The following is a 25,800-nucleotide window of genomic DNA, read 5'->3' as shown; positions in this document are numbered from 1 at the left end:
CGTACGCGGCTGCTCGTTCTGTGGCGCTGCCCCTCGCTCTGCACAGCGGCTCGTCTCGTACGCGGCTGATCGCCGGTGGGACTCTCCGCCTTCCCGGCCCCGCACGTGTCTCGTACGCAGCTGATCGTTCGCTGGCGCTGCCCCTCGCTGTGCGCGAGGGCTCGTGTCGTACGCGGCTGATCGGCCGTGGGACTCTCCGCCTTCCCGGCCGCGCACGTCTCGTACGCAGCTGATCGTTCGGTGGGGTGTCTCCTCCCCGTCGCCCGGCCTCTCGTACGCTGCCCATCCGTCGGTGGGGCCGTGGCCCCTCTCGTCGGTGGGTGGCCGGGCCATGGGCCCGCGCGTCAGATCTCGGCTCCGAGTACCAGTCCGGGCGCCAGCAGGATCGCTGAGCCCGCCGCCACCAGGGCCAGGAGGATCTGCCAGGTCGCGCGCAGGTTGCGGAACCGGGGTGCCCGGCGGGCCGCCGCCAGTACGGCGATCGCCGCCGCCCAGGCGGGCAGGGCCAGGCGGAGGGTGACTTCGCCGGTGAAGAGGAGGCCTGCGCGCGGGCTGATGCACTCCGACGCGGTGCACAGGGTCGCGTGGGCCGGGCTGCTCCACGCCGTACCGGCGGCCAGGACGAGCAGAGGCGCCATGGCCGCCAGGGCCGTCACCCAGACATACGGGGTGAGTCCCGTACGGCCGTCCGCGCGCCGTCGGGTGACAGCCAGCGCCGCCAGTGCCGGGGCCCAGCCCGCGAGCACGCCGAACAGGCCCGCGTGCGAGGCCTCGGCCAGCGCCGCCCACGTGGTGTCGGGGCCCACGGGCAGCCGTAACAGGGCCAGGAGACCGGTGGCCGCTGCCAGCGCGGCGGCGGTGTGCGCCCACGTCCGTGCGAAGGAGGGCGCGCCCGCCCAGGCCACGAACACGCCTGCCAGCCCTATGAGGACGACCGGCGGTCCCGCCGTCACTCCCCACGCGAGGGGGAATCCGGGCAGGCCGTCGCCCAACGGCGCGGTCCAGGTTCCCCAGTCCCCGAAGAGCGCGGCGAGCACCGCGGTGACGCCGGCCGCGATGATTCCGGCGAGCGCGAGCCGGTCGTCCCGGTCGTTCCCGGCGCGTGCGGCCCGGTCCCCCGGGAGGGGCTCGTCATCGGTGCGGGGGGACGCCGCGCCCCGGGTTGCCGTCGACGGGGGAGTGACGGGGCCGGGGCGCGGCGCGCCGGAAGGGACGGCCGGACCGGGGTTGCCGGCCGTCCCGGTTCGGGGGGCGGGCGGGGCAGGCGCCTCACCCGACCGTCCTGCGGAGGGCAACGTCACCGCAGCGCCTCGGTGCGCGGCGCCGGGGCGGGCGCGGGCGGGGGCGGTGGGGCCGAGGACTCGCGGAAGCCGTACTTGGACCACCAGCGCGCCAGCGGGGCCGGTGCCCACCAGGCCCATGGGCCGAGGAGCGCCATCGTCGCGGGTACCAGCAGGCCTCGTACGATCGTCGCGTCGACGAGGACCGCGATGACCAGGCCGACCCCGATCATCTTCATGAAGAGGATCGAGGAGGCCATGAAGCCGCCGACGACCACGACGAGCAGCAGTGCCGCGCTCGTGATGATCTTGGCCGTGCGCTGGACGCCCAGTGCCACCGACTCGACCGGGTCACCGCTCACCTCCCACTCCTCGCGGACGCGGGAGAGCAGGAACACCTCGTAGTCCATGGCGAGTCCGAACGCGATCGCCACGACAAGGACCGGGAAGTTGGCGTCCACCGCTCCGATCGGTTCGAAGCCCAGGAGGCCCGAGAGGTGGCCGTCCTGGAAGATCCACTTGATCGCGCCGAACGCGGCCAGGAGCGAGAGGAGGTTGAGGATCACCGACTTCAGCGGGAGCAGCAGGGAGCCGAAGGCCAGGAAGAGCACGAAGAAGGAGACAACGGCCACGAACAGGGCCATCCACGGGAGGCGTTCGCCGATCATGCCGACGATGTCGACCCGGGACGCGGGCATGCCCGTCAGGAGCGTGTCCGCGCCGGCGGGGGGCGTCGTGGCGCGCAGGTCGTGGACCATGCTCTGCGCGGCGTCGGACATGGCGTCCGGCGTGTAGCGGAGCGTGATGCGCGCGTCGTCGCCCTCGAAGGCGGTCGGGGTCGCCGAGGCCACTCCGTCGACCTTGGCCAACCTGGCCGCGTAGGCCGTCACTTCGGCGCGGTCCACCGGGCCGGTGGAACCCTGGACGACCGAGGTCATGATCTGTGCGGGGTTCGTCCCGAAGTCTGATGCGAGCGTCTTGCTGACCACCTTCGCGTCGGCGTCCGAGGGCAGCACCCACTCGCCGGGGCGCGCCCAGTTGACGCCGAGGAGCGGGGCTCCGAGTCCGACGAGGACGGCGACGATCGCCAGCGAGGAGATCAGCGGCTTGCGCATGACCGCGTGGGCCGTGCGGTACCAGCGGCCCTCCTTCTCCGGCTTGGGGGCACGGTTCCGGCCGCCCAGCGGGATACGCCACTTGTCGATGCTGTGCCCGGTGTAGCGCAGGAGCGCCGGCAGGAGGGTGAGGGAGCCGACCACCGCGAACGCGACCACGGCGACCGCCGCGTACCCCATCGAGGAGAGGAAGCGGGAGGGGAAGAAGGCCAGTCCCGCGAAGGAGATCGCCACGGCGATGCCGGAGAAGGCGACCGTGCGGCCCGCCGTCGCGGTGGCGCGCTCCACGGCCGTGTCGACGTCGGCGCCCGCGTGGAGCTCTTCGCGGAAGCGGTTGACGAGGAAGAGCGCGTAGTCGATCGCAAGACCGAGGCCGAGGATCGTGATGACGTTGATGACAGTGCTGGAGATCTCCGTGAACATCGTCAGGACGCGGAGCACGACGAAGGAGCCCAGGGCCACGAACGAGCCGACGGCCAGCGGCAGGAGCGCCGCGATCGCGCTGCGGAAGATCAGGACCAGGAGGATCAGGAGGATCGGGACCGACAGCATCTCGGCGCGCGCGATGTCCGAGCCGGTGAGGGTGTTGACCTGGTCGGTCATCGCGGCGACGCCGCCGTAGCGGACGGTGACGCCGTCGACCGCGAAGTCGTCCTTGATCTTCTCCAGCGCCTCGACCTGCTTCTGGTCGTCGTCGCTGGTGAACTGGACGGTCGCGTACGTCTGTCGGTCGTTCTTGGACACGTACGCGCTCGGGCTCTGGGTGCCGGGGTGCCAGAACGAGTCCAGGCGGGCGATGCCGGCGCGCGGGACGTCGTCCAGCGCGGCGCGGACGGCCGCGCCGAAGGAGTCGACCGTGGCGTTCTTGTCCTTCGACTCGTACAGGACGATGAGGTCGTTGGACTCGCGGCCCAGCGGGCCGTCCAGGACCTTGTCGGCCTGTACGGACTCGCTGGCCGGGTCGTCGAAGCCGGCGCCGCCGGTGAACGAGCCGAAGACCCCGGTGCCCCACACGCCGGCGAACAGCGTGAAGACGACTGCCGCGATGACGACCCATTTCCGGCGCCGCGCGGTGAACTTTCCGATAGCGGCAAACACTTCTGTCTCCCTGAATCAATCAAATGGCGTGTGGCGAGCGTCTGTTTCATGTGACGTCGGCAGGGGGTGGCTGCGGTGAATTCCGTTGCGCAGCACACGAATTCCGAGGCTTTCAGGAGAGGCGGGCGTCCGACATTCGCGTTTCGGGGAAGGCGCTATGCCCCCTTCGGGACATCCGCGGCCGTGGCGGTCGCCCTGCGTTGGGCCAGTGCCGCGACCGCGCCGACGGCGACGGACAGGCCGAGGCCTATCGCCACGGAGTACACGGGGTCGTCGCTGACCGCTCCGCCGAAGTAGCCCACGCCCACCGAGTAGGCGGCCCAGACGACTTCGGCGAGTGCGGCACCGATCGCGAACTTGCCGGCGGGGTAGCGCGCCGCCCCGGCCGCGAGCCCGCCGAGGAGGCGCCCGCTGGGCAGGAAGCGGACGCCGACGACGAACGGGATCCCGCCGCGCTGCACCCGCCCCGCGGCCCAGTCGAACAGCTCGCCCCTGCGTCCGCGCCCCGCGGCGCCGCCGCGCACCCTGCGGCCGGCGGACCGGCCGAAGCGGTGGATGAGGACGTCACCGGCGAGCGCGCTGCCGGCCACCGAGAGCAGGACCAGGACGAGGGACATCTCGCCGCGCGCGGCGAGCATCCCGCCGGTGACCAGGAGCACCGCGTTGGGCAGCAGGGGCGGCAGCGTGGTGACCGCGAGGATCGCGTACGCCCAGCAGGCGGCGCCCGACATCCGGGTGGACAGGCCGGACGTGAAGTCGACCCACGACATGAGTGAGGCGAAGTCCATCGGTCTCCCTTTCCCTGGGCCCGATGCCTCTTTGGAGGCATGCGCTGGGTCTTTGGTGAGGCGTGTTCCCAGGTCAGAGGCCCATTAGCGTCGCTGTGGGCAGCGGCTGGGCGTGTCCTGAGCTCCAACAGTAACCTACGCTATCGATAGTTTCACTATCACTAATGACGCAGGTGGCCATGACCGATGTGACGCTGTTCCTCCGAGAGTTCGCCCGCACCCGCCGGGACACCGGGGCCATCGCGCCCAGCAGTCCCCTGCTGGCGCGGGCCCTGACCCGCTATGTGATCCCCAGCCCCGGCCGCGCCCGCGCGGTGCTCGAGGTCGGCCCCGGCACGGGCGCCGTGACCCGGCGCGTCAGGGCCTCGCTCGGCGCCCTGGACACCCTCGACCTCGTCGAGGCCAACCCCCGCTTCGCCGAGCTCCTGCACCGCGACTACGGCGGCGACGAGCGGGTGCGGCTGCTCACCGGGCTCGTGCAGGAACACGAACTGGGCAGCTACGACACCATCGTGTGCGGGTTGCCGTTCGCCAACTTCGACGCGGGCACGGTCGAGGACATCTTCGGCCGACTCCTCGCGGCGCTGCGTCCCGGCGGGACCCTGTCGTTCTTCGCCTACGCGGGGATGCCGCCGCTGCGCCGGGTGTTCACGACGGGAGGGGCGCGCGAGCGGACCCTCGCGGTGCAGGCCGTCCTCGGGCGCACCCTGGACAGGCACCGGTTCCGCACGGAGACGGTGCTGGGGAATCTGCCGCCCGCCCATGTGCACCATCTGGCGCCCGTGGCGCCGCTGCTGGCGTACGCCGGGTGAGCCGGCGAGGGCTACGCGCTGTGCCTGCGCCCGCTGCGGATCCGGCCGGAGGCGTCCTCCTGGGCGATCCGGCGCAGCGCCGCCATGGCCGCGTCGCCGAGGACCGTGCCGAGGACGACGCCCTCGACCTTGCCGTCGGCGCTGGGCACATCGGCGAGCGCGCCGAGCTCGGCGACCGCCAACTCCCCCGCCGCGGCGGCGTACTTGTCGAGCAGGGTGAGCAGGTCACCCCGGTCGAGGTCGCGGTAGGTCAGCACGATCTGGACGAGCGCCTGCCAGCCCGGGTTCTCCGGCTTGGCCGCCCAGCCGTGCCGGAGCACGAGTTCACGGACCTCCCCCTCGGCCCGCTCCCGGTCCTCGTCGGTGCCCCGCTCGACGGCGGCCCTGGTCACCGCGGACTGGGCGACGCCGAGCATGCCGTGGACCGTGCGGGTCGGGGAGTCGACCTCGGACAGGACATCACGCGCGGCGGCGATGGACAGGCCGCCGACCTCCAGCATCGCCCGGATCAGCTTGAGCCTGCGGACATGGGAATCGTCGTACGCGACCTGGTTCGGGCTGGTGCGCTCACCCGGGGGCAACAGGCCCTCGCGCGAGTAGTACTTGATGGTGGGGACCGGAACTCCGGTACGCCGCGCCAGCTCTCCGATACGCATTCCATGAGGATACTGCGCTTTCCCCGCGGCCTGCTCCCCGCCCGGCGCACGGAAATGCGAAGACGCTTTTATCGCCGTTGAATTCCCGCGCCATCGCGCTTCCATGCGCCCCTGCGACGCTCATTCGGCAGCGAACCCCTCCGCTCAGACGGAAGCCTCACCGGATGTCTTCACGAGATGTCCGCGCGAGAAGTCTTCGAGGGACCCCAGCCAAAGGAAACAGGTATGACCACACACGTGGCTCCGGACATTCCTTCGGCGCCCGCCGAACTCAGTTACGGGCGCACCGTCGACCGCTCCCTGGTCCACCGGGCCGCGGTCTCCGAGGTCTTCGTCACGGACATCAGGGCGCTGGCCGCCAAGAAGGTCCGCTCCGCGGTCCAACTCCCGCTCACCCACGGCTACTACAGCGACCATGTGCAGCGTCCGGCGGTCTACGACGCGCTGTTGCTCCTGGAGTCGGGGCGGCAGGCGGCCATCGCCGGGTCGCACGCGCACATCGGACTCTCCAAGGGCACCACGATGATCGTCGACACGTTCCGGCTCGACCTGTACGGGCTCAAGGAACTGGTCGTCGGCCCGGAGCCCGGCCGGCTGCGTATCGACACCGAGTACATCGGGCAGCCGACGCGGCGCGGCCGCTACCGCAAGGGCAAGGTCGCCCAGCGGTACTTCGTCGACGACACCGAGGTCGGCGAGCACGAGATGGACGTGCTCTTCCTCAACCAGCACGAGAACGAGGTCCTGCGGCACGCCCAGCGCGGCACGCCCGCCCCGCTCACCTCGGACTTCTGCGACCACGGGGCCGCCGTGGACGACAGCGGGCAGGCCGAACCCGCCCGCGTGGGCCGCGGCAACCCGCTGAACGTCGTCCTGTCCCGCCCCGAGACGTCCCCCGCCGCGGTCTCGGCCGAGGTCACCCCGCGCTTCGACAACCGCGCGCTGTTCGACCACGTCTACGACCACCTGCCCGCGATGACCCTCGTCGAGGCGGCGCGGCAGCTGGCCCTGCTGTCCACGGGCGAGCCGCGGACGACGTACGCCGTCGGGTTCGAGGCGCGCTTCTCGCGGTTCGCGGAGCTCGACGAGCCGGTGCACGCCGAGGCGCCGCGGACGCGCGCGGACGGCGGCCGGACGCAGACCCCCGTGCGCTTCCTCCAGGGCGACGCCGAGATCGCGCACGTCACCGTCACCGTCGCACCCGGGAGTGAGCTGTGAGCAGCGCGCAGGACGCGCGGGCGCCCCGGCGCCTCGCCGTCTGGACCGACTTCGGCGGGGTCCTCACGCCGCCGATCGCCCACACGATGGGCACCTTCTGCACGGCGCAGGGCATCGATCCACAGGCCCTTCAGCAGGCGCTCGGCAAGGTGACCGCCCGCTACGGCACCAGCGACGTCATGGAGCCGATCGACACCCCTCTCGTCTCCGAGGAGGAGTGGCTCGCGCAGGTCTCCGAGGTACTCGCCGCCGACCACGGCGTGGCCGGCGTACACCTGACGACGCTGGCCGACGCCTGGTTCGACGGGCGGGAGACCAACCACGCGTGGGTGGCGGCGCTGCGCACGTCGCGCGAGCGCGGCGCGTTCGTCGGGATGCTCTCCAACATGGTGCCGACCTGGGACGCGCACTGGCGCCGCATGGTCGACCCGGCGGAGCTCTTCGACGACGTCCTGCTGTCCTTCGAGGTCGGCCACCGCAAGCCGTCGCCCGGCATGTTCGCCCTCGCCGCCGAGCGGGCCGGGGTGCCGGCCGAGAACTGCGTGCTCGTCGACGACCTGGCGCACAACTGCGCGGGCGCGGAGGCGGCCGGCTGGCAGGCGATCCACTTCACCGACACGGCCGAGGCGGCGGAGCGGCTCGACGCCCTCCTGTCCGCGGCCCCGTCCCACACCCCTAGGAGCTGACTCCGTGAGCCGTTCCGTGCTCGTCACCGGCGGGAACCGGGGCATCGGCCTCGCCACCGCCCGCGCCCTGGCCGAACAGGGCGACAAGGTCGCCGTCACGTACCGCACCGGTGAGCCGCCCGAGGGCCTGTTCGGGGTGCGCTGCGACGTGACGGACCCCGCGTCCGTGCGGCGCGCGGTCGACGAGGCCCGCATCCAGCACGGGCCGATCCAGGTGCTCGTCTCCAACGCCGGGATCACCCGCGACGAGCTCCTCGTCGGCATGGAGGACGAGGACTTCCGCGCCGTCATCGAGACGAACCTGATGTCGGCGGTGACCGTCGCCAGGGAGGTCGTGCCGGACATGCTCAAGGCCCGCTGGGGCCGGGTCGTCCTCATGTCCTCGATGAGCGCGATGGCGGGTGCCCCCGGCCAGACCAACTACGCCGCGTCCAAGGCCGGGCTGATCGGCTTCGGCCGCTCGCTCGCCCGCGAGGTGGGCCGCCGCAACATCACGGTCAACGTCGTCTCGCCCGGCCTGATCGAGACCGACATGGTCAAGGACGTCACCGACGCCCGGCGTCAGCACGTCCTCGGCCAGACGTCCCTGTTCCGGGCCGGCACCCCGGACGAGGTCGCGGCCGCCGTCCGCTTCCTGGCGAGCGAGGAGGCCTCGTACGTCACGGCGGCGATCCTCCCGGTCACGGGCGGCCTCGGCGTCGGCCACTGAACCCCACCGACTCCCCACAGAGGAAAGGAACTCCATGTCCAACGCCACCGTTCTGGAGATCGCCCAGCAGATGGGCAGGATCTTCAACGACCTCGACGAGAAGGTCGCCCACGAGCTGGTCGCCCCCGGCTTCGTCGACTACGAGGCCCCGCCCGGCACCCCCGGCGGCCCCGCCGGCTACCTCGGCACCGCCCGCTGGATGAACTCCGTGTTCTCCGAGGCGAGCTGGGACCACATCGACTCGTTCGCCGACGGCGACAAGGCCGTCATCCGGGTGCGCTTCACCGGCATCCACACCGGCGACTTCCTCGGCTTCGAGGGCACCGGCAACAAGGTCGACGTCGAGCACATCCACATCTACCGCGTCGGTGACGACGGTCTGGTGCACGAGCACTGGGCCTGCCGCCAGGACCTGTTCCTGCTGGCGCAGATCGGCGCCGTCGAGCTGAAGCTGCCGCCGGCGGGCACGCAGGCGTAACGCCGTTCCTGTGCGCGGGCCAGGCCGCCGGACCTCTCGATCGAGGGCCGGCGGCCTCCGCGCGTCCCCGAGCCGTAAGGAAGGAAAGACATCGTGCGAGCAAAGGGGGCGGCGTGGGCGCTGATCGCGACCTCGCTGCCCATGTTCATGGTGGCCGTCGACAACCTCGTCGTGACCAACGCGCTGACCGTCATCTCCCGTGACCTGGGGGTGCGCCAGTCCGGCCTCCAGTGGGTCGTCAACGGATACATCCTGGCGTTCGCCGGGCTGCTGCTCGCGGGAGCGGCTCTCGGCGACCGGATCGGCCGGCGGCGCGTCTTCGTGTGGGGCATCGGGCTCTTCACCGTCGCGTCCGCTGCGTGCGCGCTCTCCGACTCGGCGGGCCTGCTCGTCGCCGCCCGCGTCGTGCAGGGGGCGGGGGCCGCGGCCGTCCTGCCGGTCTCGCTGACGCTGGCCGTCGCGGCCGTCGCCCCGGAGCGCAGGCCGCTCGCGGTCGGTGTGTGGGGCGGGGTCAACGGCCTGGGCATCGCGCTCGGCCCGATGGCCGGCGGCCTGGTCACGCAGGGCCTCGACTGGCACTGGATCTTCTGGATCAACGTGCCGGTGGGCGCCGTCGCCCTCCCCCTCGCCCTGTGGGCGATCCGCGAGTCCAGGGGCGCGCCGCGCCGCCTCGACGTGCCGGGCATCGCCCTCGTCACGGGTGCGGTGGTGGCGGCCGTGTGGGGCATCGTGCAGGCGGCCGACAGCGGCTGGGCCGCCGTGCGCCCGCTGGCCGGACTCGCCGTGTCCGCCGCGCTGTTCGCCGGCTTCGCCCGGTGGCAGCGGCGCACCCCGACGCCTCTCGCGCCGCTGCACCTCTACCGGGTACGCCCGTTCATGCTGAGCAACGCGCTGGCCCTGACCATGTACTTCGGGGTGTTCGGCGCGATCTTCTTCCTGGCGCAGTTCATGCAGGGCCCGATGGGCTACTCGCCGTTCGAGGCGGGTCTGCGTACGCTGCCGTGGACCGCTGCGCCCATGGTGATCGTGCCGCTGGCCAGCGCGCTGGTCGGACGGGTGGGCGGCGGTCCGCTCCAGGCGGCGGGGTGTCTGCTCCAGGCGGTCGCGCTGGTGTGGCTGGCGCTGATCTCGAAGCCCGGTCTGGCGTACGGGCAGATGGTCGGCGCCATGGTCCTCGCGGGCGTCGGCATGGGTCTCGTGTTCGCGGCGAACCCGGCGACGGTCATCGGCTCGGTCGCGGAGCACGAGCACAATCTCGCGTCCGGCGTGAACAACACGATCCGTGAGTTCGGCGGCGCCCTCGGCATCGCCGTCCTGACCGCCGTGTACACGCACGGCGGCCTCCGCAGCGCGGTGCTGACGGGGGCCGCCGTGGTGTTCGCCGGGGCGTTCGCGGGGCTCGCTATCGGTCGTACGCCAGTACCGCGCGCGTCCGCGCCAGTACCTTCTGCTCCCCACAGCGCACTGTCAGATCGACCCGAACCGTCCCGTCTTCCCTGACGTCGCCCACGGTGCCGTCGACGGTGAGGTCCACGCCGTCGGCGGTGTCGGGGACGAGGACGGGGCGGGTGAAGCGGGTGCCGTACTCGATGAGGGTGGCCCGCTCGCCCGCCCACCCGGTGACGGCGGTCGCGGCGACGCCCATGCCGAGCATGCCGTGCGCGATGACACCGGGCAGGCCCACGGCCGCGGCGCGGGAGTCGGACCAGTGGATGGGGTTGTGGTCGCCGGACGCGGCGGCGTAGGCCACGAGCCGCTCGCGGGTGTAGCGGAAGGTGCGGGTGGGCAGCCGGTCCCCGGGCTGCGGTGCCTGGCTCATGCGGCTTCCTCCTTACGGGAGACGAGGGTCGAGGTCGTCGTGCACACGGGCGCGCCGCCGTCCGCCTCGCGCAGGTGTCCGCGCAGGGTGACGACGTCGTTCCCGTCGACCGTCTCGGCGGCGACGATCTCGACGGTGACGGTGAGCCGGTCCCCGGCGCGCACCGGACGGACCGACTCGAAGCGCTGGTCGCGGTGGACGGCCCGCGCGAAGTCGAAGCCGAGGTCCGGATCGTCGAGGATCTGCTTCATGACGTGCAGGGAGAGCACGATGGGGAAGGTGGGCGGCGCGACGGCGCCGTCACCGGCCGGCGCCCCGAGGACGGCGGCGAACTCCCTGATCTTCTCGCGGCCCACCTCGTACGGCTCGGTGGGCGGATACGTGCGGCCTGCGCAGGCCGGGTCGAGGGCGGCGGCGGGCATACGGGCTCCTTCAGGGGCGGTGGACGAAAAAAGGCAGCGGCGCCCGCGGGGAGACTCGCGGGCGCCGCTGCCGTCATCGGGGCAGGCCTCAGCGGGGGCTGCGCACCACCAGGGCCGCGGCGTTGCCGTCCCGGCCCACGGAGGTGACGAGCGCCGTCACCGGCGAGGCCGGCGGCTCGGCCCGCCACAGGGCGAGGAGGGCGGCGAGCTGCAGCGCGCCGCTGGCGCTGTACGTCTCGCCGAGCACATCGGCGACCCGTACGGCGCGCGGCAGTCCGCCCCCGAGCGCGGCCCGCACGCCGCGCTCCTCGATCCGCTCCAGGCCGCGGTGATGGGCGGCGCCGAGGGAGACGGCCGTCACCTCCTCGGGGCGGATCCCGCTGCGGTCGAGGGCCCGCGAGACGGCGTTCGCGAGACCTTCGGCGTACTGCCGCGGGTCCGGTGTGAACCGCACCTCGCACGCGAGGAGTTCGGCCAGGGCCCCCTCCGCAGGGTCCTGCTGAACGGTGAAGACGGCCGCGCCCTCACCGAGTGCCGCGCCCTCGCGGAGCACCCCGGTGCGGTGCCACGCCCATGCCGCCGGGGCGCTCAGTTCCTCCACGCCGCCGACGAGGAGCCGCTCGGCGCGGCCGAGGCCGAGCGCGAGGCGCGCGTGCCGGAACGCGAGCAGCGAGGCGGTCTGACCGCCGGCGACCGTGGCGTTCAGGCCGCGCAGGCCGTTGCGGATGGCGATCTGCCCGGAGGTGCTGTTCATGACGGTGTTCGGGAACTGGCCCGGGTTCACCAGGTACGGCTTCTCCAGGGTCAGCGTGTCGTACAGGAGGGAACTGTGGGTCGACACGGAGCCGGTGTTGGTGGCGAGCACCACGCCGGTGCGGCCACCGCTCACCTCCGCCCCTTCGAGCACCTCTTTGCAGGCCACCAGGCCGAAGGAGGTGAGCCGGTCGAGGTACTTGGTGCCTTTGCGGCCCAGGTGCGCCTTGACGTCGAAGCCGTGGACGGCGCGGACGGGGCGCGGCGGGTACGCCTCGGCGTCCTCACCGACCGGGGTCTTCTCCAACTCGACCTGTCCGGCCAGGAGTTCACCGAGCGGGGCGAGTCCGTACCCGGCCGCGGAGACGACTCCGGCGCCGGTGACGTAGAGCGGTGCGGCGGTCGCGACGGCGGTGGTGGCCGCGGTCGCAGTCGCGGTCGTCACGAGACCCTCCCCAGGATGGTGATGACGTTGTTCCCGCCGAAGGCGAACCCGTGGTTCTGCACGATGTCCAGGCGGGCCTCGCGGCCGACGCCGGGCACGCAGTCGACGCCCTCGCCGAGCGCCGGGTCGGGCTCGGTGACGTGGGCCGTGGGCGGCAGGAAGTCCTGCTCGAACGCCTTGCAGCAGGCGATCGCGCCGAAGCCGGACGCGGCGCCCATGGTGTGGCCGAGCATCGACTTGATGGAGCTGATCGGCGGGATGCGGTCGCCGAACACCTCTCGGGCGGCGGCCACTTCGGTGGAGTCGTTCGTCGGTGTGCCGGTGCCGTGCGCGCAGATGTAGTCGATCTGCGCGGGCTCGACACCGGCCGCCTCGTGCGCGGCCCTGATCCCCGCGGCGATGCTGGTCGCGTCGGGGTGCACCATGTGGGCGGCGTCGCAGTTGGCCGCGTAGCCGAGGATCTCCGCGTACATCCGGGCGCCGCGGGCCACGGCGTGCTCGTACGTCTCCAGGACGAGGACGGCGCCGCCCTCGCCGGTGACGATGCCGGAGCGGTCGGCGGCGAAGGGCCGCGGCACGTCCTCGGCCATCGCGCCGAGCGCGTAGAACCCGGCGTGCGTGAGGCGGTTGACGGCGTCGGCGCCGCCCGCGAGCATCACCTCGGCCTCGCCGCTGCGCACCAGGTCGTAGGCGTAGCCGAGCGCGTAGTTGGAGGCGGAGCAGGCGGTCGGGATGGTCTGCGTCTCGCCGGTGAGGCGCAGTTCGGCGCTGACCGCGTTGGCGATCCTGGACGCCGGTGTCTGGCCCGCGAGTTCGCCGTCGATCGAGGCGAGACCGCCCTCGATCCACTGCTCGGCGAGCGCCTGGACGACTGCGGACTCGCCGCTGGTGGTGCCCATGACGGCGCCCGCGCGGGCCGTGTCGAGCTGCTCCTCGTCGATGCCTGCGTCGGCGACGGCGAGCCGGGCGGCGGCCGCCGCGAGCAGGCCGCTGCGACCCCAGCGCGGCGGGTCGAGCCGCTTGAGGTGGTCGGCGGGCTCGAAGTCGAGGACCTCGCCGGCCTTGCGGCGCGGGAAGGCGCTCGCGTCGAAGGACTCGATGGGGGCGGTGCCGTCGACGCCCGCCCGGACGGCGGCGGCGAACACGTCGGCGCCGATGCCTACGGGCGACACCGCGCCGAGTCCGGTGATGACGACGCGGCGCGAGGGGCGCGCCGCACCGGCGGTGTCAGCCATTCGCGCTCTCCCCCGACTGCTGGTCCCCCGCGTGCTGCGCGACGGCGTCGACGAGGAGGCGCAGATTCACCAGATCACCGAGGGTGTCCTTCGGAATGGCGACTCCCAATTCCTTCTCTATTCGGGAGACCACGGTGATGAGGGAGAGCGAGTCGCTGTCGTAGTCGTCGATGAAATGACCACCGTCCGTCAGCTCTCCCTCTTCCAGTTCGAGTTCCTCGATGACGATCCGGCTCACCTGCTCGTGGTAGCCGGCCGCCGACGCCACGGTCTGCTGAGTCATGTGGGTTCCTCTCATCGCCTGCTGCCTTGACGAAGGGAACGTAAGCGGGCCGGAGCGGGCCGGACAAGGGGCGCCCAACGAAAGAGGCAGGACATTCCCCGAAAGTGACAGCAAAGGCTTCTCCCCCGCCCAGCGCGGGTATTCGGAGACCTTTTATCTGCCCTCTACGGCGGTTCCAAATCCCTCTGGAATCATCGCCGTAGCCGTAATTCCGGGAGACAGAAGAAGGCGATGGACGACATGACAGGTCCGCGATTGGCTCTGGTGTTTCCGGGGCAGGGCGCGCAGCAGGCGGGCATGGGCCGGCCGTGGGCGTCCAGCCCCGGCTGGTTCCTGGCCGAGCGGGCGAGCGAGGTGTCCGGGCGTGACGTGGTGGAGCTGCTGCTCCGCGCCGACGACGCACACCTGCGGCGCACCGACAACGCGCAGCTCGCCACGTTCGTCCTGGAGATGGTGATCCTGAGCGAGCTGCGGCAGGTCCTGCCCGCCGCGGGCCGCCCCCTGGTCTGCGCGGGCCACAGCCTCGGCGAGTACGCGGCGCTCGTCGCGGCCGGCGTCATCGGTTTCGAGGACGGTGTGCGGCTCGTCGCGGCGCGCGGCGAGGCGATGCGCAAGGCGTGCGCGGACGCACCGGGCACGATGGCCGTGGTGCTCGGCCTGCCCGCCGGTGACCTGGAGAAGGCCGCCGCGTCGGTGCGTGAGGACGGCGGCCGGGTCTGGGTCGCGAACCTCAACTCGCCTCAGCAGACGGTTCTTTCGGGCGAGGCCGGCGCCGTGGAGCGGTGCGCGGCGGTGGCCGTGGAGCTGGGGGCGACGCGTGTCGTGTCGATCCCGGTGGGCGGCGCCTTCCACACACCGCTGATGGCTCCCGCCGCCGTGTCGTTCGCGCGGACGCTGGCGGGCACCGAGTTCCTGCACGGCTTCGCGCCGGTCGTGGCGAACGTCGACGCCCGCCCCCACCGCGGTTCCGACGGCTGGCCCGAGCTCCTGAAGCGGCAGCTGACGTCGCCGGTGCGCTGGACCGACTCGGTGCGCACGATGGCCGACGAGCTGCACTGCGACATGTTCGTCGAGATCGGTCCCGGCCGTACGCTCACGGGCCTGGCCCGCAAGACCGCGCCGCGCGTCTCCCGGCTCACGGTCGGCGAACCGGGGCAGCTGCCCGCGGTGCCGACCCCGCTCCCGTCGACGCCGACCCGGAGCGTGGCATGAACTCCACGCAGAACACGGAGAGTTGGGACGCGGTCGTCGTCGGCTCCGGCATCGGTGGTCTCGTCTGCGCCGCGTATCTCGCGGCCTGCGGAAAGCGGGTCCTCGTCGCCGAGCAAGGCGGCGTCGCGGGTGGCAACAGCCATGTGTTCCGCAGGCGCCGCGCCTACGAGTTCGATGTCGGCGTGCACTATCTCGGCGACTGCGGCCCGGACGGCCTGCTGCCGGCGGTCCTGGACGGGCTCGGCCTGCGCGAGCGGCTCACGTACCGAGAGATGAACCCGGACGGCTTCGACCGCATCGTGATCCCCGGCGCCACGCTCGACATGCCGGCGGACTGGGTGACGTACCGCAAGCGGCTCCAGGAGGCGTGCCCGTCCGACGCGGCGGGGATCGACACGTTCCTCGACGTCGTGGCGGGGCTCGGCACCGAGCGGCGGGACGCGATCGTCGCCGCCGAGGACCTTCCCATGTCCGAACTCCCGCGGCGCGCACCGCAGTCGGTGGCCTGGGGGCGCCGCACCCTGGCCGAGCTGTTCGACCACTGCGGCCTGTCGAGACAGGCCCGTACGCTGCTCGCCGCCCAGTCGCCCAACTACGGCATGGCGCCCGACGAGGCGACCGTCGCGCTGCACGCCACGGTCACCGACCACTACATCCGGGGCGCCTACTACCCGCAGGGCGGCGGCCAGATGCTCGCGGCCGGGCTCCTCGAAGTGATCCGCGCGCACGGCGGCGCGCTGCGCACGTACAGCAGGGTGACGCGGATCGCCGTGGAGGAGGGCCGCACGCGCGGCGTCGAGTTCGCCGACGGCAGCCGCGCCCTCGCCCCGGTCGTCGTCTCGAACGCCGACTACCGGCGCACCATGCTGGACCTCGTCGGCGCGCGGAACCTGCCGCGCCGCCTCGCCGCCAAGACGCGCGACGCGCGGATGGCGCTCCCCTGGGCGGCCGTCTACGTGGCCCTCGACCGGGACATCGACCAGCACGCCAACCTGTGGTGGTACCGCGGCGACGACATCGAGCGGTTCTACGCGGGGCTGCGCGCCGGCACCGTTAAGGGCGGCTCGGACTTCCTCTTCGCGTCGTTCGCCTCCGGCAAGGACGACGTCACCCCCCGTATCTGCCCTCCGGGCCACTCCAACTTCCAGCTGATGACGCTGTGCCCGCCCGGATTCGAGCAGTGGGGTGTGCGTACGGGCCCCGCGGACGGCGAGAAGTACCGCCGCAACCCCGCCTACCAGAAGGAGAAGGCCCGCCTCACGGACGCGGTCCTGGACGCGGCGGAGGAGCTGCTCGGCCCGCTGCGCGGGCACATCACGCACCTGGAGACCGCGACGCCCCTCACCCACGAGCGCTACACGCTCTCCAGCGGCGGTACGCCCTTCGGCATGGCGCACTGGGGCGCGGCCGGGGCCCGCCCGGACTCGGCGACCTTCGTCGAGGGCCTCTACATCGCCGGCGCGGACACCCGCTTCGGCAACGGCATCACGGGGTCGGCGGTCAGCGGCATCGCCTGCGCGGGCCGGATCCTGGACCGCCGCCTGATGCACGAGGTGCACACCGGATCCGTCCTGTCGGACCCGTCCCTGCTCCCGGAGCGAGGCGAGGACTGGGACCCGCTGGACGGGTCCAGGGGAGACGACGTCCTGCTCTGAGCCGCCCCCCAAGGAGACGGGAGACCACCGATGCATTCCCCTGTGATCGTGGCCCGCATCGACCGCTGCCGAGCAGGCGTGAGCGGGCGGTGCGGGGTGGGCACGCGATGCGGCTGAGCGCCGGCGAGCGGCGGGAGGCCGTCGTGCGGGCCGCCTGCGTCGAGTTCGCCGGGCGCGGGTACCACGGCACGTCGACGGCGGCGATCGCGCGGCGGGTCGGGGTGTCGCAGCCGTACCTGTTCCGGTTCTTCCCGACCAAGCACGCCCTGTTCGAGGCGGCCACCGACCGCTGCTTCCAGCGCCTCGCCCAGGCCTTGGGCGAGGCGCCCGCGACCCTGGAGGGGATGTCCCGGGCGGTCGCGCAGGCGCGCGCCGACCGGGACGTCGCCCTCATGCTGCTCCAGGCCGCCGCCACGGCCGCGTCACCGGGCCAGGAAGCGTTCGCCGCGCGGCTCCGCCGCGGCTGGCTGGATCTGTGGGACCTGGCCGGCGAGCGCACGGGCGCCACGCCCGCCGAACGCGCCGCGCTGTTCGCCCATGTCCTGCCGGCCGCGGCACCCCCACGCCGGACCCCGACCGCGGCCCCGGTCGCGACGGCGATTCCGATGCCGACGGCGATTCCGATGCCGACGGCGGGCGGTCACCCCCGGTAGAGGTCCTCGATCTCCCGCTCGTACGCGGCCGCGACGGCATGCCGCTTGATCTTCAACGAGGGGGTGAGCAGCCCGTTGTCCTCGGTGAACTCGCCGTCCACCACGGCGAACTCACGTATGGACTCGGCCCGCGAGACCGCCTCGTTCGCATAGTCGACGGCCTGCTGCACCGCCGCGATCATCCGCGAGTCACGGACGACGTCGGCCATCGGGGTGTCGGCGGGCATCTTCCGTACGGACAGCCAGTGCGCGACCGCCTCCGGCTCCAGCGTGATCAGCGCGGCGACGTAGGAACGGTTGTCGCCCACGACCATGCACTGGCCGACCGGCGGGCGGCTGCGCAGCCGGTCCTCCAGGACGGCCGGCGAGACGTTCTTGCCTCCGGAGGTGACGATGATGTCCTTCTTGCGGCCGGTGATGGTGAGATAGCCGTCCTCGTCGAGGGCCCCGAGGTCACCGGTGGCGAACCAGCCGTCGTCGAGCACGTCCGCCGTCGCCTCGGGGTTGTTGCGGTATCCGCCGAACACGATGCCGCCCTTGACGAGCACTTCCCCGTCGTCGGCGATCCGCACGGCCGTGCCCGGCACCGGGAGGCCGACCGTCCCGGGACGCGGGGCGAGCGGCGGGGTGATCGTGGCGGCGGCGCTGGTCTCCGTCAGGCCGTAGCCCTCGTAGACGAGGATCCCGGCGGCGTAGAAGAAGAGGTTGAGGCGCCGGTCGAGGGGGGAGCCGCCGCTGATCGCGTAGCGCAGGCGCCCGCCGAGCTCCTTGCGCACACGGCGGAACACCAGCAGGTCGTAGAGGCCGCGGGCGGCGCGGAGGCCGAGGGACGGGCCGTTGCCGCGGGGATCGCCGCCGCGGCCGAGGAGGCGGGCCATGTGTGCCTCGCCGTAGTTCACCGCGATCCGGTCGGCCCGGTCGAACGACGCTCCGCGGCCGAGTTTCTCCGCGGTGGCCCGGCCCGTGTCATGGATCTTCTCGAAGAGGTACGGCACCCCGACGACGAACGTCGGCCGGAAGGAGCGCAGTTGAGGCCGCAGCTCGTCGGGCTTGATGCCGGGGCAGTGGCCCAGTTCGATACGGGCGAGCATGCAGGAGATCTGGAGGGTGCGGCCGAGGATGTGCGCCAGGGGAAGGAACAGCAGCGTCGAGGCGACCTGTCCGGTCACCTCCTTGAAGATGGGGTGCAGCAGCTCCACCGTGTTCGCGGCCTCGGCGTGCAGATTGGCGTGGGTGAGGACGCAGCCCTTCGGCTTCCCGGTGGTGCCGGAGGTGTAGCAGACGGTCGCGACGCCGTCGGGGGTGAGGGCGGCGCGCCGCTCGGCCACCTCGTCGTCGTCCACCTCCCGCCCCAGGGTGGCGAGTTCGAGTACGGCGCCCGCGTCCAGCTCCCAGCAGCGCGGCCGTTCCTCCTCGGGCAGCGTGGCGAGCGCGGCCCGCGCGGTGGCCGTGTTCTCGGGCGTCTCGGTGATCAGGTGGCGTGCGCCCGAGTCCCGGACGATCCACTCGATCTGTTCGGCCGACGAGGTGGCGTAGACGGGCACGGTCTGCCCGCCGGCCGCCCAGATGGCGAAGTCGAGGACAGTCCACTCGTAGCGCGTACGGGACATGAGGGCGACGCGCCCGCCGGGTTCGAGGCCTCCCGCGATCAGTCCCTTGGCCGCCGCGGTGACCTCACGCGCGAAGGCCGCCGCCGTGACGGGACGCCAGTGGTCCCCCTCCTTGCGCCGCAGGACCACGGCGTCGGGCGCCTCGGCGGCGTTCGTGAAGGGGATGTCGGCGGGCGTGCTCCCGCCGGGGTCCGCGGCGAGGGCGACGGTGCGCACCTCGCGCACGGTTCCGTGCGCGTCCTTGACGGTCTCGACGGTGGCCCGGCCCGTCAAGTCGCTGCGCTGCTGTGCCCGTTGAAGATCCTTGCGTACGCCCATGACGGCTCCAGGTCGCGGCTGACGTGATCCCTGCGTCTCGCTCGTCCCACGCAGACTTGCAGACTTACTCGGCCGTCAACTTACTCACGCGTAAGGGAAATTCAATGGGCCTGACGTGACCGAACGGCGCGGGCGGGTGAGGGATCCTGCGCGGTCAGGCGTCGCGCGGGGTCCAGACCTCACCGTCGAGCACGTGCCGCATCCCCACCCACACCATGTTCATCAGCCGCAGCGCGATCCCTTCCGGCGACTGGCCCGGGTGGCGCTCCATCCAGTCGGTGAGCGCGTCCGCGGCGCCGACGAGCGCGTGCGCCACGAAGTCGGCGTCCTCGGCGTCGAGCAGGGCTCCCCGCCCGCTGTCCGCGATGCCGTCCCCGACCAGGGCCGCGACCTCGGCCATGACGGCCCGGCGCGCCTGCGCGACCGCGGCGGCGATGGCGGCGCTGAGCTCGGAGGCCTGACGGTGCAGGACGACCCAGGAGTCACGGTGTCCGGCGACGAACGCGAAGAACGCGACGAGGCCCGCGTGGAGCCGCTCCTCGGGCTCGCCGCCCGCCCGCGCCGCCCCCTGGAACGCGGCGACGAGCCGGTCCGACTCCCGGCGCAGACAGGCCAGGAACAGCCCTTCCTTGGAGTCGAGATAGAGATAGACCATCGGCTTGGAGACACCCGCGAGTTCGGCGATCTCGTCGACGGACGCGGCGTGGTACCCGCGCTTGGCGAAGACCCGCACGGCGACGTCGATCATCTGCTGTTCGCGCTCGCGGCGCGGGACACGGCGCCGTCGGCCGGTGACGGCGCCCGGTCCGCCGCCCCGCACCCCGGAAGGCTCCCCGGGCCCCCCGTGGCCTTCTCCCTGATCGCCCGTTGTACCCGTCACGCTTGTCAGCCCATCTATCGCGGCCGTAACCTTACCGATTGGTAAGTTTACTGAATGGTAAGCAGTTTCGGCACACGGAGGGTTCCATGAGCGAGGGTGCGAGCACGCGCGACGGAATTGCCGGCCTCGACTTCTCGGCGGTCACGCCCGAGCAGTTCGCGAAGATCGTGAAGGGTCTGTCCGCCAAGGAGATCGACCGGATCGCACGGGACGGCGAGCTGCGGGCCCGCATCCTCGAGGAGGTCTTCGCGCGCATGGAGCGGCAGTTCAAGCCGGACGCCGCAGGCTCGCTCCGGGCGGTCATCCGCTGGAAGGTCACGAGCGCGGACCGGGCGGAGGCCGTCTACGAGACGGAGATCGCGGACGGGACCTGCACGGTCACCGAGGGCCGCTCGGACACCACGCCGCGCGTCACGCTCGCCATGGGCGACGCGGACTTCCTGAAGCTGGTCTCCGGCAATCAGAGCCCCGTCATGATGTTCATGATGCGCAAGGTCAGGATCACCGGCGATGTCGCACTCGCCGCGGGCCTCAACCGCTACTTCGACATCCCCAAGCCGTGACGACGGGGCCTACGCTGCCGGGGTGACCACGACACCGCACGCGCACGCGCACACCGACCAGGACCGGCTGATCTACGGATGCATGGGGCTGGGCGGGAGTTGGGACTCCGCGCCCTACAAGGCCGCCGACATCGACGCCGCCGAGGCCGCCGTCCAGGCGGCCCTCGACAGCGGAATCACCGCGTTCGACCACGCCGACATCTACCGCGACGGGAAGGCCGAGGCCGTGTTCGGCGAGGTGCTCGCCCGGACGCCCGGGCTGCGCGAGCGCATCACCGTACAGACCAAGTGCGGGATCCGCCTCGCCGACGGGGACCGCCCCGGGGTGTACGACCTGAGCGGCGCCCGCATCGTGCGGTGCGTCGAGGAGAGCCTGACCCGGCTGCGGACCGATCACGTCGACGTCCTGCTGCTGCACCGCCCCGACCCGCTGGCCGACCCGGGCGACGTGGCCAAGGCCCTCACCTCGCTCCAGGAGCAGGGCCTCGTCAGGAGTTTCGGCGTCTCCAACATGAACGCCCACCAGATCGCCCACCTCCAGTCCCACCTGGACTTCCCGCTCGTCGCCAACCAGCTGGAGATGAGCCTGAAGAGCCGGGACTGGGTGGAGGCCGGGGTCCTGGTGAACACGCCCGCGGCCGCCGCGAACGGCTTCCCTGCCGGCACCCTGGAACACTGCGCCACCCACGGGATCCGCCTCCAGGCGTGGGGCCCGCTCGCCCAGGGCAGCTACACCGGGCGCGAGGCGACCCCCGCCGAATACGCCACGGCCCAGCTGGTCACCGCCCTGGCCGAGAAGAAGCACACCACCCCGGAGACGATCATCCTGTGGTGGCTCCAGCGCCACCCGGCCCGCATCGCCCCGGTCATCGGTACGGCGAACCCCACCCGCATCCGAGCCTGCCGCGACGCCGCCCACCGGGACCCCGACCTCACCCACGAGGAGTGGTACGAGCTGTGGGTCACGGCTCGGGGGGCGGCGCTCCCCTAGGGCATGCCTTCACAGCGCCTGCGGGGCAGTCGGGAAGGCAAGGGCATGCCCCGGGGCCGGGGGCTTTCGTTCGGCAGGCCGGACCCTCGAGCCCGGCATGATCCAGACGACAGGCCCTAGGCGCTGCGCAGCCGCGCGTACGCCCGGCCCCGGGCGAGGAGTTCCCGGTGCGTACCGCACTCCACGAGCCGGCCGCCGTCCACGACGAGGATGCGGTCCGCTTCCGGCGCCAGGCCCAGATCGTGGGTGATCACGATGGTCGTACGGCCTGCCATCAGCCGGCGCAGCGGCTGCACCACGCGTCGCGCGGCCGGCGCGTCGAGTCCGGCGGTCGGCTCGTCGAGAACGAGGACGGGGGCTCCGCGCAGCATGGCGCGGGCGATCGCGATGCGCTGCAGCTGACCGCCGGAGAGGGCGGCGGTGCCCGGAGCGATCCGGGTGTCGTAGCCCTCGGGCAGGTCGGTGATGAACTCGTGGGCGGCCGCGTCCAGCGCGGCCTGCCGGATCTCCCGCTCGCCGGCGCCCCGGAGACCGCAGGCGATGTTCTCGCGGATGGTGCCGTGCAGGATCAGGGTCTCCTGGGGCAGCAGGGCCACGTTCTCGCGGAGGAACTCCAGCGGTACGTCCGTGAGCGGCACCCCGTCGAGGCGTACGGTCCCCGCCGTCGGGTCGTAGAAGCGCAGGAGCAGCTTGGAGAGGGTCGACTTGCCCGCTCCGCTTTCCCCTGTGATCAGGACGAGTTCGCCGGGCTCGACCGTCAGTGACATGTCTGTCAGCGACTGCGCGGAAGCGTCCGGATAGCGGAAGGAGACGCCCTCGAGGCTGATGCGGCCGTGCACGGGCCAGGCCGGCCGGGGGCAGACGGGGTCGGTCACCGCGGGCTCGGCGTCCAGGACCTCCTGGATCCGTTCCGCTCCGGCCGTGGCGGCGGTGAGCGTGAGGCCCAGCTGCCCGAGGGTGCGGACCGGCGGATAGAGGTAGCCGATGAAGGCCGCGAAGGCGAGCAGATCACCGAGCGTCATGCGGCCCGCGGCGATCTCCCAGGCCCCGAATCCGATGACGGCCAGCACGCACAGCGTCTCGACGACCTCGACGAACTGCTCGTACAGCTCGCTCGCGCGGGCGCCGCGCACGGAGGCGCGCATCCACGCACGGGCCTCCCGGTCGAGCCGGCGTTCCTCGTCCCGGCGCAGGTTGTAGGCCTGGGTGAGGACGACATTGCCGAGGGACTCCTCGACGACCGAGGTGATGGCGCCGTCGGCGGTGCGCTCGTCACGGGCCGCGGACTTGATGCGGGTCGCGAAGCGGCGGGCGGCGACGAGGAAGAGAGGGGCGAGCAGGAAGGTGACGAGGGCGAGGTCCCAGCGGAGCCAGAGTGCAGCGGCCGCGTAGAAGACGGTGGAGAACGACGCGGAAACGGTGCCGACCACGCCGGACACCACCATCTGTTCGATGGCCTCGACATCACCGGTGAGCCGCTCGACGAGGTCGCCCTGCCGGTGCTTCTGGAAGAAGTGCGGGGGCAGCCCCTGCACATGACGGAACACGCCGGCGCGCAGCCTCCGGACGAACCGCTCCGCGGTCCATACAGCGAGCGAGTTTCCGGCGTACCCGACCGCGGCGCCGATCACGGCGACACCGAGCCACTGCGCGGCGGGCATCCAGAACGCGGAGAGCGACCCCGCGGCCAGCGCATGGTCGGTGAGATGCGCGAAAATCAGGATCGAGGCCGTCTCGGCGAGCGCGGCGACCACGACGCAGACAATGATCAGGGCCAGCCATCTGCGGCCGCCACGCGTCAAAGGCCAGAAACGCCGGAACGCCTGACGAGCACCCGTGCCTCTGTGCTCCATCAATTCCCCCGTCCCATCCGAATCCTCCGTTTTTCTCAACTCCCTCTGTCCGAACCGGGAACACGGCCGAGGCGGGCCCCCGGCACACGCCGGGGGCCCGCCTCGACGGCACGGTTCAGCAGTCCTTGCCGGCCTTGTTGCCGACCGGACGGCGGCGGGGCTGCCGCTTCGGCTTGGGCAGCGGCTGGTGTGCGGCGGCCGGCTTCGCGCCGGGCTTGCGGGTCTTCTTGACGGGGGCGACCTTGTGGAAGCTCATGAGGGTGGTCCCTTTCTCGGTGACGCTTTTCCGTTTGCCGTAAGCCCTGTTCGGCTTCGACACGGAAAACATTACGCGGCCCCAAGACCCGGAATCACCAAATGGGATGAGAACTCGATCAGTTACGTCTGAGTTCAATTCTCATCACCCTTCAGGAACTGAACAGCCATTCACACAGAATTTACGCCACCCCATTCGAGCACCCACGATTACGTCTCGATATTCACTCAGAAATTACAGGGCGAAATGACAGCTTCCCCGATCTGCGGGAGCAGGTAGGACCGCCCTCAGGTCCGCAGGTCGTCGGCCCTGCGTATCGCTTCCGCGAGCTTCCGCACGTCCTTGTCCTCCGCCGCGCGGGCCAACTTGTCCGCGTGCGACGCCAGTTGGGGCAGCGTGGGCGCTCCCGGCAGTGCGCCCTGCCTCAGAGCGTCCGCGAAATAGGCCGCCGTGGCCGTCAGCCGGAGGCCTCGGTTCGCGCGCCATACGTCCGTGTCCAGCGCGGACGCCTCGATCTGGGTCGTCTGCTCGTGCGGGGCTCGCGTGTCGGGGTCCAGCCAGCGCACGCCCGCCGTCGCGACGTGGCCGCTCGCGCCCGGGCGCAGCCGTATCGCGTACAGCGCGGTCACGGTGTGGCCGGGACCGACCTCGCCGCCGTCCACGCGGTCGTTACGGTAGTCGTCGTCGGCGACCTGCCGGTCGTCGTAGCCGATGAGCCGGAACCGCTGCACGGTCTGCGGGTCGAAGGCGACCTGCGCCTTGGCCTCGCGGGCGCGCAGTTCGATGTTCTGCGGCAGCTCGTCGCAGAAGACCTTCCGGGCCTCCTCGGGGGTGGAGACGTACGTCGTGTGGCCGTCGCCCTTGTCGGCGAGGCGCTCCATCAGGGCGTCGCCGTACTCGCTGCCGACTCCTACGCCGAACAGGGTGATGCCGTGCTCGCGGCGGGCGTCGGAGATCCGGTCGAGGATCGCGTCGGCGTCGGTCTCACCGGTGTTGGCGAGGGCGTCGGAGAGGAGGACGACGCGGTTGGTGGCGCCGGGCCGCGCGCCCTCGACGGCGGTGTCGTAGCCGGTGCGGACGCCCGCGTCGAGGTTCGTGGAGGACCGGGGCTCCAGGCCGTCGATCGCGTCGTGGACCCGTCCCCGGCCGTCGCCGACGCGTGTCATCGGCAGCACCGTCTCGGCCGTGTCGCTGAAGGTGACGAGTGCGAGCGAGTCGTCGGGGCGCAGCCGGTCGGTCATGACGCCGAGGGACTGCTTGACCAGGTCGAGCCTGCCGGTTTCGGACATGGAGCCGGAGACGTCGATGACGAAGGTGAGCGCCGCGGGCGGTCGCCGGGACGCCGGGGAAGCCGGGCCGGTGGCGAGGCCCACGCGGAGGAAGGACCAGCCCTCGGCGCCGGCGCGGGCCCCGTCGGCCGTCACGGAGAAGCCGTTGCCCTCCGGTCGCGGGTAGTCCTGGCGGAAGCTGTTGATGAACTCCTCGGGCCGCACGGTCTTCGGGTCGGGCAGGCGCCCGTCGGCGAGGGTGCGGCGGGCGTAGCCGTAGGACGCGGTGTCGACGTCGAGGGCGAACGTGGAGAGATAGTCCGCGGGCGTCGGCGACGGGGTGCCGGTCGGCGCGATGTCGCGCTGCTCGCCGTCGGCGTCGGTGCCCGGTACGGGTGTCGCGGGTGCGGACGGGCGCGCCGGGGCGGGCGCGGGCAGCGGGCCCGCGCGCCGCGCCTTGCCGTGGTCCGCCGAGGAGCCGTCGCTCCCGCCGCCGCACCCGGTGACGAGGAGCCCGCCCACGAGCGCCGCCGCGAGCAGGCCGGCCGCCCGAGCCCGTGTCCGCGCGCGTGTCCGCCTTCGCGCCCGCGCCGATGCCCGCGTACCGTCGCGGTCCCCTGTCCGGTGCTCGCTGTCAGGCCTCATCCGTGCCCCCTCGGTTCGCCGATCGCTGCGTCAGCACTCGTGAATGTGACGTCCGAGACGGCCGGAACGAGCAGTCGATGGCGTTGCGGATGAATCTCG

Annotated in this window: 25 protein-coding genes; 11 read left to right on the top strand and 14 right to left on the bottom strand. The window is 72.2% G+C overall.

From position 1 onward, the window contains the following. Window positions 1-344: 344 nt before the first annotated feature. From ACFC96_RS22770 to ACFC96_RS22760, 3 genes are all read right to left on the bottom strand, one after another. Window positions 345-1,301 (bottom strand): hypothetical protein, encoded by a 957-nt coding sequence (locus tag ACFC96_RS22770; protein WP_376613844.1) that lies wholly within the window; start codon window positions 1,299-1,301, stop codon window positions 345-347. Further along, entirely contained in the window at window positions 1,298-3,493 is a 2,196-nt protein-coding gene (locus ACFC96_RS22765) for an MMPL family transporter (protein ID WP_376256308.1), read from the bottom strand. Before ACFC96_RS22765 ends, ACFC96_RS22770 begins: the two co-directional genes overlap by 4 nt. Before the next feature lie 155 nt (window positions 3,494-3,648). Continuing rightward, on the bottom strand, window positions 3,649-4,281 hold the full coding sequence (locus tag ACFC96_RS22760; RefSeq protein WP_376256310.1) for a DedA family protein: 633 nt from the start codon (window positions 4,279-4,281) through the stop codon (window positions 3,649-3,651). A gap of 164 nt (window positions 4,282-4,445) precedes the next feature. Here ACFC96_RS22760 and ACFC96_RS22755 point away from each other — a divergent pair, with 164 nt between their 5' ends. After that, entirely contained in the window at window positions 4,446-5,093 is a 648-nt protein-coding gene (locus ACFC96_RS22755; RefSeq protein WP_376256312.1) for a class I SAM-dependent methyltransferase, read from the top strand. A gap of 11 nt (window positions 5,094-5,104) precedes the next feature. Here ACFC96_RS22755 and ACFC96_RS22750 read toward each other — a convergent pair whose 3' ends face one another. Then, a complete protein-coding gene (locus tag ACFC96_RS22750; RefSeq protein WP_116512916.1) occupies window positions 5,105-5,749 on the bottom strand; it encodes a MerR family transcriptional regulator in 645 nt (214 codons plus the stop codon). Between the two features lie 225 nt (window positions 5,750-5,974). On the opposite strand from ACFC96_RS22750, the gene ACFC96_RS22745 reads away from it, so the two are divergent. The 5 genes from ACFC96_RS22745 (at window position 5,975) to ACFC96_RS22725 (ending at window position 10,340) form a co-directional block, all read left to right on the top strand. Further along, window positions 5,975-6,967: an AfsA-related hotdog domain-containing protein gene (locus ACFC96_RS22745; protein WP_376256314.1), complete on the top strand. Its 993-nt coding sequence runs from the start codon at window positions 5,975-5,977 to the stop codon at window positions 6,965-6,967. Next, on the top strand, window positions 6,964-7,653 hold the full coding sequence (locus ACFC96_RS22740) for an HAD family hydrolase (RefSeq protein ID WP_376613842.1): 690 nt from the start codon (window positions 6,964-6,966) through the stop codon (window positions 7,651-7,653). Before ACFC96_RS22745 ends, ACFC96_RS22740 begins: the two co-directional genes overlap by 4 nt. Window positions 7,654-7,657: 4 nt before the next feature. After that, the gene (fabG, locus tag ACFC96_RS22735) at window positions 7,658-8,362 is read left to right on the top strand and encodes a 3-oxoacyl-ACP reductase FabG (protein ID WP_376256318.1); all 705 of its coding nucleotides are present in this window, start codon (window positions 7,658-7,660) and stop codon (window positions 8,360-8,362) included. Window positions 8,363-8,396: 34 nt separating this feature from the next. Next, complete coding sequence (locus tag ACFC96_RS22730) at window positions 8,397-8,840, top strand: ester cyclase (protein ID WP_376256320.1); 444 nt, start codon at window positions 8,397-8,399, stop codon at window positions 8,838-8,840. Between the two features lie 93 nt (window positions 8,841-8,933). Continuing rightward, on the top strand, window positions 8,934-10,340 hold the full coding sequence (locus ACFC96_RS22725; protein WP_376613840.1) for an MFS transporter: 1,407 nt from the start codon (window positions 8,934-8,936) through the stop codon (window positions 10,338-10,340). On the opposite strand, the gene ACFC96_RS22720 is transcribed toward ACFC96_RS22725, so the two are convergent. From ACFC96_RS22720 to ACFC96_RS22700, 5 genes are all read right to left on the bottom strand, one after another. Next, window positions 10,243-10,659 carry a MaoC/PaaZ C-terminal domain-containing protein gene (locus tag ACFC96_RS22720; RefSeq protein WP_376256324.1) on the bottom strand — a complete coding sequence of 139 codons (417 nt, stop codon included), beginning with the start codon at window positions 10,657-10,659 and terminating at the stop codon, window positions 10,243-10,245. The genes ACFC96_RS22725 and ACFC96_RS22720 overlap by 98 nt on opposite strands. After that, entirely contained in the window at window positions 10,656-11,081 is a 426-nt protein-coding gene (locus ACFC96_RS22715; RefSeq protein ID WP_376256325.1) for a MaoC family dehydratase N-terminal domain-containing protein, read from the bottom strand. The genes ACFC96_RS22720 and ACFC96_RS22715 overlap by 4 nt, the downstream gene beginning before the upstream one ends. Before the next feature lie 88 nt (window positions 11,082-11,169). Next, window positions 11,170-12,279, bottom strand: coding sequence for a beta-ketoacyl synthase N-terminal-like domain-containing protein (locus ACFC96_RS22710; RefSeq protein WP_376613838.1), 1,110 nt, complete (start codon window positions 12,277-12,279; stop codon window positions 11,170-11,172). Further along, window positions 12,276-13,514 carry a beta-ketoacyl-[acyl-carrier-protein] synthase family protein gene (locus ACFC96_RS22705; protein ID WP_376256329.1) on the bottom strand — a complete coding sequence of 413 codons (1,239 nt, stop codon included), beginning with the start codon at window positions 13,512-13,514 and terminating at the stop codon, window positions 12,276-12,278. Before ACFC96_RS22705 ends, ACFC96_RS22710 begins: the two co-directional genes overlap by 4 nt. Beyond that, window positions 13,507-13,797: an acyl carrier protein gene (locus ACFC96_RS22700; RefSeq protein WP_376256331.1), complete on the bottom strand. Its 291-nt coding sequence runs from the start codon at window positions 13,795-13,797 to the stop codon at window positions 13,507-13,509. The genes ACFC96_RS22705 and ACFC96_RS22700 overlap by 8 nt, the downstream gene beginning before the upstream one ends. 240 nt (window positions 13,798-14,037) lie before the next feature. On the opposite strand from ACFC96_RS22700, the gene ACFC96_RS22695 reads away from it, so the two are divergent. The 3 genes from ACFC96_RS22695 to ACFC96_RS22685 all read left to right on the top strand — a co-directional run bounded on the left by ACFC96_RS22695 (window position 14,038) and on the right by ACFC96_RS22685 (window position 17,317). After that, window positions 14,038-15,009, top strand: coding sequence for an ACP S-malonyltransferase (locus tag ACFC96_RS22695; RefSeq protein WP_376613836.1), 972 nt, complete (start codon window positions 14,038-14,040; stop codon window positions 15,007-15,009). Then, complete coding sequence (locus tag ACFC96_RS22690; protein WP_376613834.1) at window positions 15,006-16,664, top strand: phytoene desaturase family protein; 1,659 nt, start codon at window positions 15,006-15,008, stop codon at window positions 16,662-16,664. Before ACFC96_RS22695 ends, ACFC96_RS22690 begins: the two co-directional genes overlap by 4 nt. Window positions 16,665-16,771: 107 nt before the next feature. Beyond that, window positions 16,772-17,317, top strand: a complete 546-nt coding sequence (locus ACFC96_RS22685; protein ID WP_376613832.1) for a TetR/AcrR family transcriptional regulator — start codon at window positions 16,772-16,774, stop codon at window positions 17,315-17,317. On the opposite strand, the gene ACFC96_RS22680 is transcribed toward ACFC96_RS22685, so the two are convergent. Then, entirely contained in the window at window positions 17,305-19,245 is a 1,941-nt protein-coding gene (locus ACFC96_RS22680; RefSeq protein WP_376613830.1) for an AMP-dependent synthetase/ligase, read from the bottom strand. The two genes, ACFC96_RS22685 and ACFC96_RS22680, sit on opposite strands and share 13 nt — an antisense overlap. Before the next feature lie 154 nt (window positions 19,246-19,399). After that, window positions 19,400-19,993 (bottom strand): TetR/AcrR family transcriptional regulator, encoded by a 594-nt coding sequence (locus tag ACFC96_RS22675; protein WP_376256832.1) that lies wholly within the window; start codon window positions 19,991-19,993, stop codon window positions 19,400-19,402. Window positions 19,994-20,211: 218 nt separating this feature from the next. On the opposite strand from ACFC96_RS22675, the gene ACFC96_RS22670 reads away from it, so the two are divergent. Further along, window positions 20,212-20,688, top strand: coding sequence for an SCP2 sterol-binding domain-containing protein (locus tag ACFC96_RS22670; RefSeq protein ID WP_376613828.1), 477 nt, complete (start codon window positions 20,212-20,214; stop codon window positions 20,686-20,688). Window positions 20,689-20,710: 22 nt separating this feature from the next. Next, window positions 20,711-21,679 (top strand): aldo/keto reductase family oxidoreductase, encoded by a 969-nt coding sequence (locus ACFC96_RS22665; protein ID WP_376256343.1) that lies wholly within the window; start codon window positions 20,711-20,713, stop codon window positions 21,677-21,679. A gap of 116 nt (window positions 21,680-21,795) precedes the next feature. Here ACFC96_RS22665 and ACFC96_RS22660 read toward each other — a convergent pair whose 3' ends face one another. From ACFC96_RS22660 to ACFC96_RS22650, 3 genes are all read right to left on the bottom strand, one after another. Further along, a complete protein-coding gene (locus tag ACFC96_RS22660; RefSeq protein ID WP_376613826.1) occupies window positions 21,796-23,532 on the bottom strand; it encodes an ABC transporter ATP-binding protein in 1,737 nt (578 codons plus the stop codon). Between the two features lie 115 nt (window positions 23,533-23,647). Continuing rightward, window positions 23,648-23,788 carry a hypothetical protein gene (locus ACFC96_RS22655; RefSeq protein ID WP_376256347.1) on the bottom strand — a complete coding sequence of 47 codons (141 nt, stop codon included), beginning with the start codon at window positions 23,786-23,788 and terminating at the stop codon, window positions 23,648-23,650. Window positions 23,789-24,075: 287 nt separating this feature from the next. After that, window positions 24,076-25,701, bottom strand: coding sequence for a von Willebrand factor type A domain-containing protein (locus ACFC96_RS22650; protein WP_376613824.1), 1,626 nt, complete (start codon window positions 25,699-25,701; stop codon window positions 24,076-24,078). Window positions 25,702-25,800: the final 99 nt, after the last annotated feature.

This window comes from Streptomyces sp. NPDC055955, assembly GCF_042270245.1.
Taxonomy (GTDB): domain Bacteria; phylum Actinomycetota; class Actinomycetes; order Streptomycetales; family Streptomycetaceae; genus Streptomyces.
Note: the sequence above shows the minus strand (reverse complement) of the source record. Positions and strands in the feature narration are given on the sequence as shown.